12 protein-coding genes are annotated in these 14,751 nt (G+C 67.6%); 7 read left to right on the top strand and 5 right to left on the bottom strand.

Annotated features, from left to right (window positions below; all coding sequences use genetic code 11):
* Window positions 1-431: 431 nt before the first annotated feature.
* Window positions 432-1,919: a SpoIID/LytB domain-containing protein gene (locus tag GOAMI_RS16400; protein ID WP_174324751.1), complete on the top strand. Its 1,488-nt coding sequence runs from the start codon at window positions 432-434 to the stop codon at window positions 1,917-1,919.
* On the opposite strand, the gene GOAMI_RS16395 is transcribed toward GOAMI_RS16400, so the two are convergent.
* From GOAMI_RS16395 to GOAMI_RS16375, 5 genes are all read right to left on the bottom strand, one after another.
* Window positions 1,916-2,602 carry a GAF and ANTAR domain-containing protein gene (locus GOAMI_RS16395; RefSeq protein ID WP_006437677.1) on the bottom strand — a complete coding sequence of 229 codons (687 nt, stop codon included), beginning with the start codon at window positions 2,600-2,602 and terminating at the stop codon, window positions 1,916-1,918. The genes GOAMI_RS16400 and GOAMI_RS16395 overlap by 4 nt on opposite strands.
* A 90-nt stretch (window positions 2,603-2,692) precedes the next feature.
* Window positions 2,693-3,361, bottom strand: coding sequence for a class I SAM-dependent DNA methyltransferase (locus GOAMI_RS16390; RefSeq protein ID WP_006437676.1), 669 nt, complete (start codon window positions 3,359-3,361; stop codon window positions 2,693-2,695).
* Window positions 3,358-4,152 (bottom strand): PIG-L deacetylase family protein, encoded by a 795-nt coding sequence (locus tag GOAMI_RS16385; protein ID WP_006437675.1) that lies wholly within the window; start codon window positions 4,150-4,152, stop codon window positions 3,358-3,360. Before GOAMI_RS16385 ends, GOAMI_RS16390 begins: the two co-directional genes overlap by 4 nt.
* Before the next feature lie 10 nt (window positions 4,153-4,162).
* Window positions 4,163-5,110, bottom strand: a complete 948-nt coding sequence (locus tag GOAMI_RS16380; RefSeq protein WP_006437674.1) for an acyl-CoA dehydrogenase family protein — start codon at window positions 5,108-5,110, stop codon at window positions 4,163-4,165.
* Entirely contained in the window at window positions 5,107-5,796 is a 690-nt protein-coding gene (locus tag GOAMI_RS16375; RefSeq protein WP_006437673.1) for a glycosyltransferase family 2 protein, read from the bottom strand. The genes GOAMI_RS16380 and GOAMI_RS16375 overlap by 4 nt, the downstream gene beginning before the upstream one ends.
* A gap of 196 nt (window positions 5,797-5,992) precedes the next feature.
* Here GOAMI_RS16375 and glf point away from each other — a divergent pair, with 196 nt between their 5' ends.
* From glf to GOAMI_RS16345, 6 genes are all read left to right on the top strand, one after another.
* The gene (glf, locus tag GOAMI_RS16370; protein WP_006437672.1) at window positions 5,993-7,201 is read left to right on the top strand and encodes a UDP-galactopyranose mutase; all 1,209 of its coding nucleotides are present in this window, start codon (window positions 5,993-5,995) and stop codon (window positions 7,199-7,201) included.
* Entirely contained in the window at window positions 7,202-9,145 is a 1,944-nt protein-coding gene (locus GOAMI_RS16365; protein WP_006437671.1) for a glycosyltransferase, read from the top strand.
* A complete protein-coding gene (locus tag GOAMI_RS16360; RefSeq protein ID WP_006437670.1) occupies window positions 9,126-9,884 on the top strand; it encodes a phosphatase PAP2 family protein in 759 nt (252 codons plus the stop codon). The genes GOAMI_RS16365 and GOAMI_RS16360 overlap by 20 nt, the downstream gene beginning before the upstream one ends.
* Window positions 9,881-10,807 (top strand): decaprenyl-phosphate phosphoribosyltransferase, encoded by a 927-nt coding sequence (locus GOAMI_RS16355; protein ID WP_006437669.1) that lies wholly within the window; start codon window positions 9,881-9,883, stop codon window positions 10,805-10,807. Before GOAMI_RS16360 ends, GOAMI_RS16355 begins: the two co-directional genes overlap by 4 nt.
* Window positions 10,794-12,911, top strand: a complete 2,118-nt coding sequence (locus GOAMI_RS16350; RefSeq protein WP_006437668.1) for an arabinofuranosyltransferase AftB family protein — start codon at window positions 10,794-10,796, stop codon at window positions 12,909-12,911. The genes GOAMI_RS16355 and GOAMI_RS16350 overlap by 14 nt, the downstream gene beginning before the upstream one ends.
* Window positions 12,912-13,306: 395 nt before the next feature.
* On the top strand, window positions 13,307-14,296 hold the full coding sequence (locus GOAMI_RS16345; RefSeq protein WP_006437667.1) for an alpha/beta hydrolase: 990 nt from the start codon (window positions 13,307-13,309) through the stop codon (window positions 14,294-14,296).
* Window positions 14,297-14,751 lie beyond the last annotated feature (455 nt).

Here is a 14,751-nt window from a genome sequence, read left to right as displayed (position 1 = left end):
GGTCATCGGTGCGACGTGCGCAGCCTCGTGCGCCGGGCGGCGTCGAGGCGTGCTCGGTGTCGGCCGCCATCGTGGTGCGGATCGGAGCTCGGCGACACAACACACGCCGACGGCGGGGCACTCGTGACATTCTTGTTACCTCTGAGGCTGGTGTTACTGGTGATATGCATGAGGTCACGATCGCGGTCACAACCCGTGATCCGGTTGTGATCAGCTCGGCTTGGTGAACGCGAAGGAGGTTCACTAGTGTCACTTATGTCCCAATCGTCACATCAGTCACGGAAGTGCGGGAGTTGCGGTTTCGCTGGAACTCCCGGGGCTGTTGTCGTCGCGACCGAAGGATGTGTTCTGCAGTGAACAAAGCCCGATCCAGACGGCTCCTGCCGGGAAGGCCGGCGACCGGTTCCCGGCCCGCACGGACCCACGGAAAGTTGCTGACCTGGGCGGCGGCCGGGCTCGCGCCCGCACTGCTGGCCGGTGGACTCGTGGCTGCGGGTTCAACGGAATCGACCCCCGGGGTCGAACTCTCGGTCGGGTCGACGGTGACGCTGATCGGACATGGTCATGGCCACGGCCGCGGAATGGGGCAATGGGGTGCGTACGGCTACGCCCGTAAGGGCTGGTCGGCACAGCAGATCCTGCGCCACTTCTACGGTGGAACCACCGCGGGGAAGGTGGACAGGCCCGAGATCAACGTGACCCTCACGGGTCAGAACTCGGTGAATGTGCATGCGGACGCCGGAATGCGCGTCGGAGGTCAGACGGTGGCTCCCGGACAGGCGGTCAGCCTGTCCGGGGGCACCGCCACCATCCGCAGCGGCTGCGGCGGTGACACGATCCGCTCCGTTCCGGCATCGTTCGTCGAACCGCTGAGCATGCTGCCGAACCGGCCCGCGGCCGAGTTCCTCAAGTTCTGTGGTTCCGAGAAGGCTTACCGGGGCGCACTCGGCCTCGAAGGTGGACGTGTGGTCAACCGCATCCACATCGACGACTACGTCAAGGGCGTCATCCCGCGGGAGAGTCTGCCCGCCTGGGCCGACTCCGGAGGCGCCGCGGCTCTGCAGGCGCAGGCCGTCGCCGCGCGGACCTATGCGCTCGCCGCGATCGCCGGCGGCAAGAAGATCGACGACACCCAGAACTCCCAGGTCTACGGCGGCGTGGCCGGCGAGGACCGCCGGACCAATGTCGCGGCCGACGCGACCGCCGGCCAGATCCTGTTGCAGAACGGTCAGCCTGCATTCACCGAGTTCTCCGCCTCGACGGGTGGCTTCTCGGCCGGCGGCCGGTTCCCGGCCGTGCCCGACGAGGGCGACACGGTCTCGCCCAACCACAGTTGGACCGCCACCGTGTCGGCCGGCAGCATCGGCGCCGCCTTCGGCGTCGGGGCTCTCCGGAGCTTCGAGGTGGTCGAGGCCAACGGACTCGGAGCCGAACACGGCCGCGCGCTCAAGGTGCGCGCGGTGGGTTCCGGCGGGACCGCCGAGGTCACCGGCGAAGAGGCGCGCACCAAGCTGAAACTGAAGTCGTCCTGGTTCACGGTGCAGGGGCAGCCGACGCCACGCATCGTCAAGCCGCCGACCGGGCCTTCCGGGCCATCGCAGGGACTCGACTTCGGCAGCTTCGGCCAGTTCGTCGAGCAGATCGTCCCCGGAACGTCACAGTTCCTCGAGCTCGCCACCTCGGCGATGGACGGCAAGCTGACCGATCTGGGCGGGATCACCGGACCGCTGGGACAGGCGATCGGACTCCCGACCCTGACCCCCGACGCCGCGGGCGTCACGCAGATCTTCGAGAAGGGCATGATGTTCTTCACGCCCGCGACGGGACCACGCGTCCTCGCCGGCAAGGGTCTCGAGCGATTCCAGGAACGCGGCGGCATCCCGGTGCTGGGATTCCCGGCGGAAGACGAACTGCGCTAGGAGGTCTCCGGACCCGCCACGACGATCTGGGCCGCCACGTCGACCAGTTTGGTGTTGGTGTCCTGAGACAGGCGGGCGAGTAGTGCGAAGGCCTCGTTCGCGTCGAGCTTGTAGCGCTCCATGATCATGCCCTTGGCCTGACCGATGATGTCGCGCGAGCTGAGTGCTGCTCGAAGCTGCTGCTTCTCCTGGACGGCGCCGAACGCGGTGGCGGCGTGAGCGGCGAACAGCTCGCCGAGGAGTCGTGCTTCGGACGTGAACGCATGAGGTCGGGTGCTGTGCAGGTTCAGCGCGCCGAAGTCGTCACCGTCCATGTAGAGGAAGAAGCACGCCATCGAGCGGATTCCGATGTCGGCGGCAGCGGCGGCGAACCGCGGCCAACGCTCGTCGGTGTGCAAGTCGTCGATCCACACGGTCACGTCGTCGATCGCGGCGCGGATGCACGGACCCTCGCCGAGCCGGCGCTGCAGATCGCCGGCTTCACCGCCCAGGTCGCCCACGATGACGGGTGTCTCGATCACGCCCCCGGACACCAGCGTGACCGACGCGTATTCGGCGCCGGGTATCGCATCGACTGCATACTTGGTCATCGCACGCACCGCAGTCTCGGTGTCGTCACTCTGTTTACGCATCTCGCCGGCGATGCGCGTCATCTGCGCTCCGAAATCCGCCAACTCGGTCACTCCTGCCTCCTATTGAGACCGCGTTCCATGCGTCTCAGCCGGACCGACAGCTGAGCGAAGGAAAGAAAACACCCATTGTCGAGGTATTCATTATGCCGGATCGTATAACTCCGTGGAATCGACGAGTCCTTCTCGTTGCGCAACCGACCGTTCAGGTGACAAACGAAGAACGTCGAGTCGGAAGTCGGTGTCCGAGTAGGACGTCGAGGCGATCAGCGGCGATCTGGCGAGGGCTGCATGGACGTCGTCGCCGGACTGCGGATACTCCTCGACGGGCCACCGCCAGTGAACGGCGATCACTTCGCCGTCCGGGGTGAGTGCGGCGGGCAGCCGGGCGATCAGCCCGGCGAGTGCGGCGTCGTCCAGGTAGTAGAGCACTTCGCTGAGGACGATGAGGTCGAAGCGCTGCGACGGCCAGTCACCCGCGATGTCGCCGACCTGGACGTCGACATGTGGATGGCGGGCGAGCCGACGTCTCGCGAGGTCGACGGCCCGTGGGCTCACGTCCGTGCACACCAGGCGGCCGCAACGAGCGGCCAGACCCTCGCTGAGCACCCCGATCGAGCAACCCGGCTCGAAAACCGACCGGTATCGGGGCCTCGTGAGTGCGGCGAGGGTCAGCGCGTACTTGCGCCGCTCATACCACCGCGAGGTGAAACCCCAGGGGTCGTCGCTCGACGCGTACATGTCGTGGAAGTAGCTGTCGGGTAGCCGGCCCCGACCGGATCCGCTGCTCGTGGGATCGTCCGGCCGGCTCATGCGAAGACGAACTCCCGATCGCGCAGCAGCCGGGCCAGGACGTGTGGACCGAGCACGACGGCGTCCTCAGGTGCATCCGAGAGCGGAGACGTCTGGGTGACGAACGCCTCGACCGCCGAGCGTTTGCGGTTCAGCGTGTCCTCGTCGAGGTCGAAGGTGCGCACCCGGTGCCATGGGATGGCCGGGTCCCCGGGATCGGCCCAGTGCCACATCCAGATCGGATACATCCACACCGGCACGCCCACTCGGTCGCCGACCCGCTGTGCGCATCGGCCGACGGTCTCGTGGTCGGGATGACCGTCGTGCGCCCATACGGCCAGCAGGCCGGTGGTGGCCGACGGCGTCTCGGTGAGCACCCGTGTCACGATCGCCTCGACCTCCTCCTCGTGCTCGGCGAGGGTGCCGTCGGGGAGACCGCACCATCGCGACGGGCGCAGACCCAGGCGAGAGGTCGCCGTGTCCAATTCGGCACGTCTTCGGTCGGCGAGTTGCGCCGGGGTGAGCGTCGGGGACCCCGGATGCGACCCCGCGCCGTCCGACAGGCACACCGTGACCACCTCGATCCCGTGCTCCGCGGCCGCCGACATCAGCGCGCCCACCCCCAGCACCTCGTCATCGGGATGCGCGGACAGCACCACCAGACGCTCGACCGTCAGTTCGACGTCCGGCCACCGCCCGCGGCGATCGAACCACCGTTGCCACTCCGCCTCCGGGGTCCCCGTCTCCGCGACCGGCGTTGCCGCGAAACGCCCCGACATGCTCTCGACCCCGTTCGTGAAATCGTCGCTCATGATCTCTCCCTCAGAAATCCTGCCCGGGACCCGGGATCCGGTCGTCGACGAGGGACCCGAGAACCGCGAGGTCGGCGTCGGCGTGTGATTGCCGGATGTAGACGGTGAGGTCGGCTACCGCCCGCGCGTGATCCGGGTCGGCGACCAGCGGCCCGGGCCCGAGTGCACGACCGACCCGGTCGACGACCGCGGTGGCGATCTGCTCGATTGTCCACCGCAGACCGAAGGCGTGCCGCTGCGACGGCCCGGTCGGGTCGGCGTCGATCAGGCGAGCAGCAGCCTCGATCGCGGCCCACCCGGTGGCGAGCTGTGCATCCACCGCACCGGCGTGCATCCGCAGCAGGGGGTCGTCGTTGCGGGTCAGTGCGCGGTACAGAGGACGCGCGACGCGGCGCGCGCCACCGAACCAGCACGCCGCGACACCCATCCCGCCATGCCAGAATCCGGGACGGTCGAGATAGGCGCCGACCTCGCCCACCGGTGTGGCGGGCACCGCGTGAAAGGTGACGGTCCCGGTGTCGGTGGCGCGCATACCGGTGCTGTGCCAGACGGAGAGGTCGGCGGATACGCCGGGTTGCCGCAGGTCGACGGCGAACAGGCGGTTGCCGTCCACGGTCGCGGCGGTGACGAGCGCGTGGGTGCACGAACCCGCGCCGGAGCACCACTCCTTGACCCCGTCGAGCTCGAATCCGTCGCCCACCCGCCGTGCGTCGACCCGGGTGCCGGGTGGTTGAGCGGCCCAGACGCCCCAGAACTCGCCGGGTCGGACCGCGCCGCCGACGATCTCGCCGAGGATGGCGTCCGCGTCGGCGTGCGCCTCGACGAGACGTCCGGTGCTGATGTCCTCGGAGCACAAGAGGGTGAGAGCGGCGAAACGCTCGAGCGTCGCGCCCGCGCCGGGTCGCGGCAGTGCGAACCCGGGGGAGTCGACGATCGTGCGTGCGGCGTCGGTACTCATCTGCTCCCACCGGGAGTCCGGTCGGCGAGTTGGCGCAAGTAGGACGCGAAACCGTCGACGGTCCGGCCGCTTCGCCGCGTCGACGTGAGCACTGGGGCCTCCGCGCCCCACACGATGTGTGCCGCGGTTTCCTGGAGTCGACGGACCAGGTCGACGTCTTCGTGCGCGTCCAGATCCCGGAATCCGCCGGCGGCGGCGTAGGCGCTCGCACGCACCCCCAGGTTCGCCCCGTGCACGTGCTGGTGCCCGGGCCGGGCGTCGTAGCTGCGGGCGAACGTCGTCGCGGTTCCCGGCGGCCATCCGTCGAAGCCGTCCGGCGTGATGATGCCGACGAAAGCGTCGGCACCCGACCCGGCGGCCTGCACGTGGGTGCGCAGCCAATCGGGCGGCACCACCGAGTCGGCATCGGTCGTCGCGAACCAGGTGGTGTCGGCAGGCGTGGGTGCAGCTGCCCCGAAGCCCTCCCGTCGCGCGGTGCCCACGCACCTCGCGGCGACGTGCAGGGTCGTCACGTGGTCGGGCACGATCTCGGCGGAGTCGTCGTCACAGGAGTCGAGCACGACGATCACCTGCACCGATACTCGAACTCCCGCGACCGCGGCGTCGAGTGCGGTGAGGCAAGAGGGGAGGAGTGCCCGCTCGTTGTGGGCGGGGACCACCACCACGATGTCGGTGATGTCGGGCACCGCGGCACGAGGCGGTGCGCCGATCAGAGGTGCCGATATCTCAGGCGATGACGTCACAGGGGCCCCGAACTACTGAAGAAGTACAGAGGAACGGGCCCGATGGCTGCAGACCGACGGTCGAAGATTACCCGGCGACGGAACGCCGTCCCCCGTGGCTCGGCGAATCCTCAGGGTGGGTCCGTTACCCTGAGGACCCGTGGCAACCAGTAGCAGATATGACCTGATCGTCGTCGGCTCCGGATTCTTCGGTCTCACCGTCGCCGAGCGGGCGGCCACCCAGCTGGGCAAACGAGTCCTCGTGCTCGAACGGCGTAACCACATCGGTGGCAACGCCTACTCCGAGGCCGAGCCGACGACCGGTATCGAGGTCCACAAGTACGGTGCGCACCTGTTCCACACCTCCAACGACCGGGTGTGGGAGTACGTGAACCAGTTCACCGACTTCACCAACTATCAGCACCGCGTCTTCGCGCTGCACAACGGTCAGGCCTACCAGTTCCCGATGGGGCTCGGCCTCATCAGCCAGTTCTTCGGCCGCTACTTCTCGCCCGACGAGGCGCGCAAGCTCATCGCCGAGCAGGCCGGCGAGATCGACACCGCCGACGCCAAGAACCTCGAGGAGAAGGCGATCAGCCTCATCGGGCGGCCGCTCTACGAGGCGTTCATCAAGCACTACACCGCCAAGCAGTGGCAGACCGATCCGACCGAGCTGCCTGCGGGCAACATCACCCGACTCCCGGTGCGGTACACCTTCGACAACCGGTACTTCAACGACAAGTACGAGGGCCTGCCGGTCGACGGGTACACCGCGTGGCTGGAGAACATGGCCGCCGACGAGCGCATCGAGGTGCGCCTGTCGACCGACTGGTTCGCCGTCCGCGACGAACTGCGCGCGCAGAATCCCGATGCGCCGGTCGTCTACACCGGGCCGCTGGACCGCTACTTCGAGTACTCCGCCGGCCGACTCGGTTGGCGCACACTCGATTTCGAAACCGAGGTGCTCGACACCGGCGACTTCCAGGGGACCCCGGTGATGAACTACAACGACGCCGACGTGCCGTACACCCGGATCCACGAATTCCGTCATTTCCATCCCGAACGGGACTCGTACCCCACGGACAAGACGGTCATCATGCGCGAGTTCAGCCGCTTCGCGAAGGATGACGACGAGCCGTACTACCCGATCAACACCGCCGAGGACCGGGCGATGCTGTCCGCCTACCGCGAGCTCGCCCGCACCGAGACCGCCGCCGCCAACGTCCTGTTCGGCGGTCGTCTCGGCACCTACCAGTACCTCGACATGCACATGGCGATCGCCAGCGCGCTCACCATGTTCGACAACACCCTGGCGCCGCATCTGCGAGACGGTGCGCCGCTGGTGGCCGACCCCGCAGGAGCCGAATAGATGACGGTGACCCCCGTGAATCAGTCCGAGATCCCCGAGGCGGGCACCGGGCCGTCGAAGGCGAAATCCCTTCTGCAGCGCGTCATCTTCCCGCGCCCGGGTGAGCCGCTCGACGTGCGGTCGCTGTACCTGCTCGAGTCGGACTCCAATCACCGGCGTGCGCACGCGCCGAGCCGGACATCGGTGCTGCTCGGCGGCGAATCCGAGGTCAGCTTCGAGACCTACTTCAACGCCTTCGCGGCCGCCTACTGGCGACGCTGGAGCATCCTGGACTCGGTGGTGCTGCGCGTGGAGGTGGTCGGCACCGCTCGCGTCGACCTCTACCGCTCCAAGATCGACGGTTCGCGCATCGGCATCGGTGGCGACCTGATCGCCACCGACGAGAACGGCCGCGGTGTGGCCGAGTTCGAGCTCGACCTCGGTCCCTTCGAGGACGGTGGCTGGATCTGGTTCGACATCACCACCGACACCGACACCGAGATCGTCTCCGCCGGTTGGTTTTCGCCGATCGATGCGCCGATCTCGGACGCCGACACCAAGCGCGTGACCGTCGGCATCCCGACCTTCAACCGTCCCACCGACGCGGTGAATGCGTTGGCCGCCTTGACCTCCGACCCGATGGTCGACGAGGTCATCGACGCGGTCATGATGCCCGACCAGGGCACCAAGAAGGTGGTCGACGAGCCCGGATATTCCGAGGCCGCAGCGGCTCTCGGGGATCGTCTCCACATCTTCGACCAGGGCAACCTGGGCGGTTCCGGCGGCTACGCGCGCATCATGTACGAGGCGCTGCGACTCACCGATTCGCCGTACATCCTCTACATGGACGACGACATCGCCATCGAGCCGGACTCGATCCTGCGCGCGCTCGCGATGTCACGATTCGCCAAGTCCCCCATGCTCGTCGGCGGGCAGATGCTCAACCTGCAGGACCGCAGTCATCTGCACTGCATGGGTGAGGTGATCCGCCGCGACACCTTCATGTGGACCGCGGCGCCGTTCGTCGAGTACGACCACAACTTCTCCGAACACCCGCTGCGTGACCGCAAGAACTCGAAGAACCTGCATCGCCGGATCGATGTCGAGGGCAACGGCTGGTGGATGTGCATGATCCCCCGGGAGTGCGCCGAGACCGTCGGCCTGCCGATGCCGCTGTTCATCAAGTGGGACGACTGGGAGTTCGCGCTCCGCGCGGCTCGGGCCGGCTATCCGACGGCCACCATCCCGGGCATCGCGATCTGGCACATGGCGTGGAGCGACAAGGACGACGCCATCGACTGGCAGGCGTATTTCCACCTGCGCAACCGTCTCGTCGTCGCGTCGATCCACCATGACGGACCCATCAAGGGCATCCTGCGCTCGATGACCAAAGCGACCGCGAAACATCTTCTGTGCCTTGAGTATTCGACCGTCGCCATCCAGAACGAGGCGATCCGCGACTTCCTCGCCGGTCCCGAGCACATCCGCAGCCTGCTGCCGACCGCGCTGCCCAAGGTGGCGGCGATGCGCAAGGAGTACCCGGACGCGGTGGTGTTGCCGTCGGCGACCGAGCTGCCGCGGACGTCCGGCGAGGCGACGCATCTGGGTACGGCGATCCCGCTGAACCCGATCAGCAAGGTCAAGGCGCTGACCGCCGCGGTGGTCAACAACGCCCGGCCCGCCGACCCCCGGCATCATGAGGTACCGCAGGCGAACTACCCGCCGATCGAGGCGCGCTGGTTCTCGCTCGGACGCGTCGACGGTGTCACCGTCACCACGGCCGACGGCCGGGGAGTGGTGTACCGGCAGCGTGATCGCGAGAAGATGATCGCTCTCGCACGTGAGCATTTCGCGCTGATCAAGGAGCTTCAGGAGAAGTTCGGCGACATGAAACAGCAGTACCGTGCCGCACATCGTGAGTTGACCAGTAAGGAGAGCTGGGCGGTTGTCTTCGGAATCGAGTAGTCCCGAGGTGGAGGTCGACGAGTCGATGAAGCTCCCGGCCGACCACGCCCCCAGACCCCTCGCGGGTGAAGAGAAGGTCCTCGTCGCCATCCAGTCGGGCATCGGTTCCCGGCCGGGTGTGCGGTCGGCGGCGCGTGGTCTGTCGCACTTCGGCGAGCACGCGCTGGGATGGCTGGCCATCTCCGGGGCCGGCTGGACGCTGGCGCGTGCCCGCGGCGACGTGCGCTCCCAGCAGCTGTGGATCGAAGCCGGTGTGGGTGCCTTCGGCGCGCATGCGGCGTCGGTGATCATCAAGCGCATCGTGCGCCGGCCGCGGCCGGCACATCCCGCGATCGACATCGGGGTGTCCACGCCGAGCAAGCTGAGCTTCCCGTCGTCGCACGCCACCTCGACCACCGCGGCCGCGATCCTCATCGGCCGGGCGGCCGGCTGGGACGCCCGGGTGCTGCCCGCCGCGCTCGTGCCGCCGATGCTCCTGTCACGCCTGGTGCTCGGTGTTCACTACCCGACGGACGTCACCGCGGGCGCCGCGATCGGTGCCGCGAGCGCAGCGGCCGTCATCGCGGGCGATAAGGTGCTGCTCGAACCCACCCGGAATGCTCCGGCCTCAGGACGTGCCCGTCGCGCGGCGCGCGTCCTGACGCGGCTCGGCCTCACGGCCGCAGTGCCCGGCGGGCCGCTGCGACTCGCCGCGTCCCCCGTCATCGCGCGGGTGACACGACACAGGGAGAGTGCATGAGCGAGGAGCCGATCGAGCACGGGAAGGTCGCCGGGCCGCCGAAGAACCTGACCACCGGGCTGATCAAGGCGATCCGTCTGCGGCAGTGGGTGAAGAACGTCCTGGTGCTCGCCGCACCGCTGGCGGCGGGCAACATCACCGAGCTGTCGGTGCTGGCCGACGCCGGCATCGCCTTCATCGCGTTCTGTCTCGCCGCGTCGAGCATCTACCTGGTCAACGACGCCATGGATGTCGAGTCCGATCGCAATCACCCGACCAAGCGGTTCCGGCCGATCGCGGCCGGGGTGGTCCCGGTCCCGCTGGCCTACGCGCTCGCGTCGGTGCTGCTCGCCGGCTCGATCGGCGTCGCGTTCCTCGCGAACTGGCAGACCGCGGTCGTCATCGCGATCTACCTCGTCATCCAGCTCGGCTACTGCTTCGGTCTGAAGAACCAGGCAGTCATCGACATCTGCATCGTGTCGTCGGGCTTCCTGCTGCGCGCGATCGCCGGTGGCGTGGCCGCCGAGATCGAGCTCTCGCAGTGGTTCCTGCTGGTCATGGCCTTCGGTTCGCTGTTCATGGCCGCGGGTAAGCGGTACGCCGAACTGCAACTCGCCGAGCGCACCGGCGCCAAGATCCGCAAGGCGCTGCAGTACTACACCACGACCTACCTGCGCTTCGTCTGGACACTGTCGGCCACGGCCGTGGTCATCTTCTACGGGCTCTGGGCGTTCGACAAGGGCGGTGACAACGGCCACGACAGCAACGTCGCCTACGCGGTGTCGATGGTGCCGTTCACGGTCGCGATCCTGCGCTACGCCGTCGACGTCGACGGTGGCGCGGCGGGCGAACCCGAGGAGATCGCCCTCGGCGACCGTGTACTGCAGCTGCTGGCCGTGGCCTGGTTAGTATGCGTGGGTGTCGCGGTCTATGCAGTCAATTGACGGTCTGCAGTCCACTGACGGTGTCCGGTCGGAAGGCGGAACCGACGCCGTCGTAGATCCCCGCACCACGGATCGTCCGCAGTCGTCAGCGGGTCGCGCCCGGCGTCGTCTCGCCGCGGTCAGCTTCCTGATCGGCGCCGTCGCCGTCACGACGTTCTTCGCGATCGGCGCCTGGCAGCGCCGGTGGATCGCCGACGACGGCCTGATCGTGCTGCGTACCCTGCGCAACCTCTTCGCCGGCAACGGACCGGTGTTCAACGCGGGTGAGCGCGTGGAGGCCAACACCTCGACCGCGTGGACCTATCTGCTGTGGTTCTGGGCCTGGATCACCGACGGACAGCTCGAGTACGTCGCGCTCTGGGTGGCCCTGGTCTGCTCGGTCGCCGCCATCCCGATCGCCATGTACGGCAGCGCACGCCTTTACGGCAGGCGTCTGGGCGGTATCACCGGTGACGGCTGGACCCTGCTCCTCCCGTTCGGCGCCATCATCTACGTCGCCATCCCGCCGGCCCGCGACTTCGCGACGAGCGGCCTGGAGAACGGTCTCTGCATCTTCTGGGCCGCCGTGCTGTGGTGTCAGCTGGTGGCCTGGGTGAGGCGCGGTCCCCACGCCGGACCCCGCGCGGCGGCGGCGACGCTCGCCCTGGCCTTCACCGCCGGCCTGGCGCCGCTGGTCCGTCCCGAGCTCGCCGTGTTCGGCGGTCTCGTGCTGGTCCTGGTCTTCTTCGCGCCCCTGGGCTGGAAGATGCGCCTCGGCGTGGTCCTCGTCGCCGGTGCCCTACCGGTGGGCTACCAGATCTTCCGGATGGGCTACTACGCCCTGCTGGTCCCCAACCCCGCGGTGGCGAAGGACGCCAGCGGCGCCAAGTGGGAGCAGGGCCTCTCCTATCTGACCAACCTGTTCGGCCCCTACGCGCTGGTGCTGCCGGTCGTGATGGCCGTCGTCGCCGGGGTGATCCTGGTCGTCGGTGCCCGTCTGCGCGCGGACGCCAAGCGGAACGCGGACGCGGCCGACGAGACCCCGACCGACTCCCTGGAGGCGGTGACGTGGCGCTCGCGTCTGGCCGCGTTGTCGGCTCGACTGCAGTCGTCGACCGCGGTCGTGTCCGTCGTGGTGGTCGCCGGTCTCATCCTGATCGTCTACTGGATACGTCAGGGCGGCGACTTCATGCACGGTCGGGTGCTGCTCGTCCCGCTCTTCGTGACGCTGCTGCCGCTGATGGTCGTGCCACTCACGGTCCCCGCGCACCTCGGTGCCGTGTTCGGGCGTCGTGCCTCACAGAAGTCCGTCATCGACGATGATCTGGAACCCGTCACCGTGTCCTCGGCCGAACGTCGTCGCACCCGCGCCGGTCTGGTCGGCGCGGTCGCGATGGCCGGACTGTGGGTCACGGTCCTCATCTGGGGGATCAGCACCCACGCCAACGTGCTGCCCAACGCCGGCATCGACATCGGGCGCAGCGGCATCGTCGACGAACGTCGCTTCTACGTGACGAACATGGGCAACGAGAACCCGGTGACCGCCGAGGACTACCTCGCCTACCCGCGCATGAGTGCGATGGTCGAGAAGATCGACAAGTACCACGAGGATGGCGGCGTCATCCTGCCGTCGTTCAACTACGACGAGTGGTACGTCGCGCAACTTCCCGCTGTCATGCCGCAGGGCGCCAAGCGTCAGGTGACCGTCTACTTCCTCAACCTCGGCATGACGAGCATGAACGCGCCGCTCGACGTCCGCGTCATCGATCAGATGGGGCTGGCGTACCCGCTCGCCGCCCACACCGAGCGACTCGAGGACGGCCGTATCGGGCACGACAAGATCCTGCCGAGCGAATGGGTCGTCGCCGAGGCCGGGGCGTACCCGCGCAAGCCGGTCCTGCCGGGATACCTCGACGAGGACCTCGTCCGCCAGGCGCAGGTGGCCCTCCAGTGCCCCGAGACCAAGGACCGGTTCGCCTCCTTCGAGGCGCCGTGGTCGTTCAGCCGCTTCAAGCACAACCTGAAGCAGGCGTTCACGTTCAACAGCTATCGGATTCAGCGCGAGCCGGAGTACGAGATCGCCCGGTGCGGTCTGGAGATGCCCCCGCCGGTCAATCCCGGATAGTCGGACATCCGGGTTCACGCGGGTGCGCGCGACCTTGGCACACGAACCCAGGCAAAAGCACAGAAAACACGTGTCCTGTGCTGAGGACTTGCCACCGAACATCTCGGATCGGTAACGTCCCGGGCCCAGGGGCCGATAGTTCGTTCGTGACCGAGGTGTCCGGGAGTGCTGCGACACCCTCGGTAACGGGGTTGTGATCGCAATCACATGGTTTGTCACGCCGGGGGGCATCGAATAGGCTCGCCGACGGCGAATCGCATGCGAGATCGGCTCGGTAACCATCGTCGCGCCGGCACTGCGCCGGCGACGAGAGATGTGAGACGCACTAGGACCGGACGGGACCGGCGGGATATGAGAATCCGCAGCTCGACCGGCTGAAGAGGGAGATTCTGTACATGCGTGAAGCTGCCACCCAGGCGAGCAGGCCAGCGCGCGGCCGGATCGGTAACCGGCTGATCGCCGCACTGGTCGCCGTGCTGACAGTTGTCGGGCTGACCGGAGTCGTCGCCGGACAGGCCAGCGCCCGCATCGGCGGGACGCAGGTCGGTAAGCAGGAGTTCTGGGTCAACGGCTGCGGGATGCCGAATGTGAAGGTCCGCGCGTGGAAGCGGCCCGGCAACTACAAGACCGTCATCATGCTCGACGGCATGCGCGCCCAGTACGACTACAGCGGCTGGGAGATCAACACCAACATCCAGGAGATGGTGAAGTCCGGCGTCAACGTCGTCGAACCCATCGGTGGTCCCGCCAGCTTCTACACGGACTGGGATGCGCCCAGCAATTTCAATGGTCAGCCCTACCGGTACCGCTGGAACTGCGTGATCAGCAACACTCTGGTCCGCGAGCTCGACCGGCGCGGTTACCGCGTCGGGCCGTCGAAGCGCTACGCGATCATGGGCCTGTCGATGGGTGGTAATGCCGCCCTCGTGATCGGCGCGCAGAACCGCCAGAACTTCGACCGCGCCGGCTCGCTGTCGGGCTACAACTTCCTGAGCGCACCCGGTATGCGCACCGCGCTGCGTCTGGCCATGTTCGACGTCGATCCCAAGCCGTGGAACATCGACGCGATGTGGGGCCCGCCGTGGAGCCTGCGTTGGTTCCAGAACGATCCCTTCTGGAACATCGGCAACATGCGTGGCATGAAGCTCTTCGTCGGATCCGGCAACGGGCTCTTCGGTCGGTACAACGCGCTGCCGAACGTCTTCGACGACCTGTTCAAGGGTTCGACGCTGGAGTTGCTGGCGTTCACCCAGTCGAAGGCCTTCGAGGCCGCCGCATTCGTCCAGGGCGTGCCGCTCATGACTTACTACGCCAACGGCACCCACGCCTGGGGTTACTGGCAGGACATGGTCTGGAACGCCAAGAACCGCGGATTCTTCCGCTGATCGGCACCGGTCCGGCCTGACACGGCCATCACGACGCCCCGTCCGGGAATCCCGGGCGGGGCGTCGTCGTGTCATGCAGAGCTCCACCTGCTTTCGGTATCAACTGTCACACAAATCTCACGAGTCACAGCGTGGCGTTCGGACACCGGGCATCAATCCCGTGTAAGAAACTCCTGAGGCGTTTGGTATTGATGATGCGTTGTGACTGACGGGGAATCGGTCAGGATGTGCGGACGCCGTTGTACTTGGGCGAAGGAGTTCTGGAGAGTGATGCGGCGAAACAGTGGTTCACGACCGTTCGGTGTCGGAGTGGCCTGGCGAACGGCGATGGCCGTCGTGGTGGCCATCGTGGCCGTGGTGACGCTTGTCGTCGGCCAGGGCCTCGCGGGCGCCGAGCCGGCTCCGGCTTCTCCGGCCGCACCTCCCACCTCGGCAGCGCCGGCACCCCCGGCCTC

This window comes from Gordonia amicalis NBRC 100051 = JCM 11271, assembly GCF_000332995.1.
In the GTDB taxonomy this organism is placed as follows: domain Bacteria; phylum Actinomycetota; class Actinomycetes; order Mycobacteriales; family Mycobacteriaceae; genus Gordonia; species Gordonia amicalis.
Note: the sequence above shows the minus strand (reverse complement) of the source record. Positions and strands in the feature narration are given on the sequence as shown.

Excerpts from the sequence above, each read along its gene's own strand:
- GOAMI_RS16390 (WP_006437676.1), bottom strand. The coding sequence starts at position 3,361 with ATGAGCCGGCCGGACGATCCCACGAGCAGCGGATCCGGTCGGGGCCGG.
- GOAMI_RS16385 (WP_006437675.1), bottom strand. The coding sequence starts at position 4,152 with ATGAGCGACGATTTCACGAACGGGGTCGAGAGCATGTCGGGGCGTTTC.
- GOAMI_RS16380 (WP_006437674.1), bottom strand. The coding sequence starts at position 5,110 with ATGAGTACCGACGCCGCACGCACGATCGTCGACTCCCCCGGGTTCGCA.
- GOAMI_RS16365 (WP_006437671.1), top strand. The coding sequence starts at position 7,202 with ATGACGGTGACCCCCGTGAATCAGTCCGAGATCCCCGAGGCGGGCACC.
- GOAMI_RS16355 (WP_006437669.1), top strand. The coding sequence starts at position 9,881 with ATGAGCGAGGAGCCGATCGAGCACGGGAAGGTCGCCGGGCCGCCGAAG.
- GOAMI_RS16350 (WP_006437668.1), top strand. The coding sequence starts at position 10,794 with ATGCAGTCAATTGACGGTCTGCAGTCCACTGACGGTGTCCGGTCGGAA.
- GOAMI_RS16345 (WP_006437667.1), top strand. The coding sequence starts at position 13,307 with ATGCGTGAAGCTGCCACCCAGGCGAGCAGGCCAGCGCGCGGCCGGATC.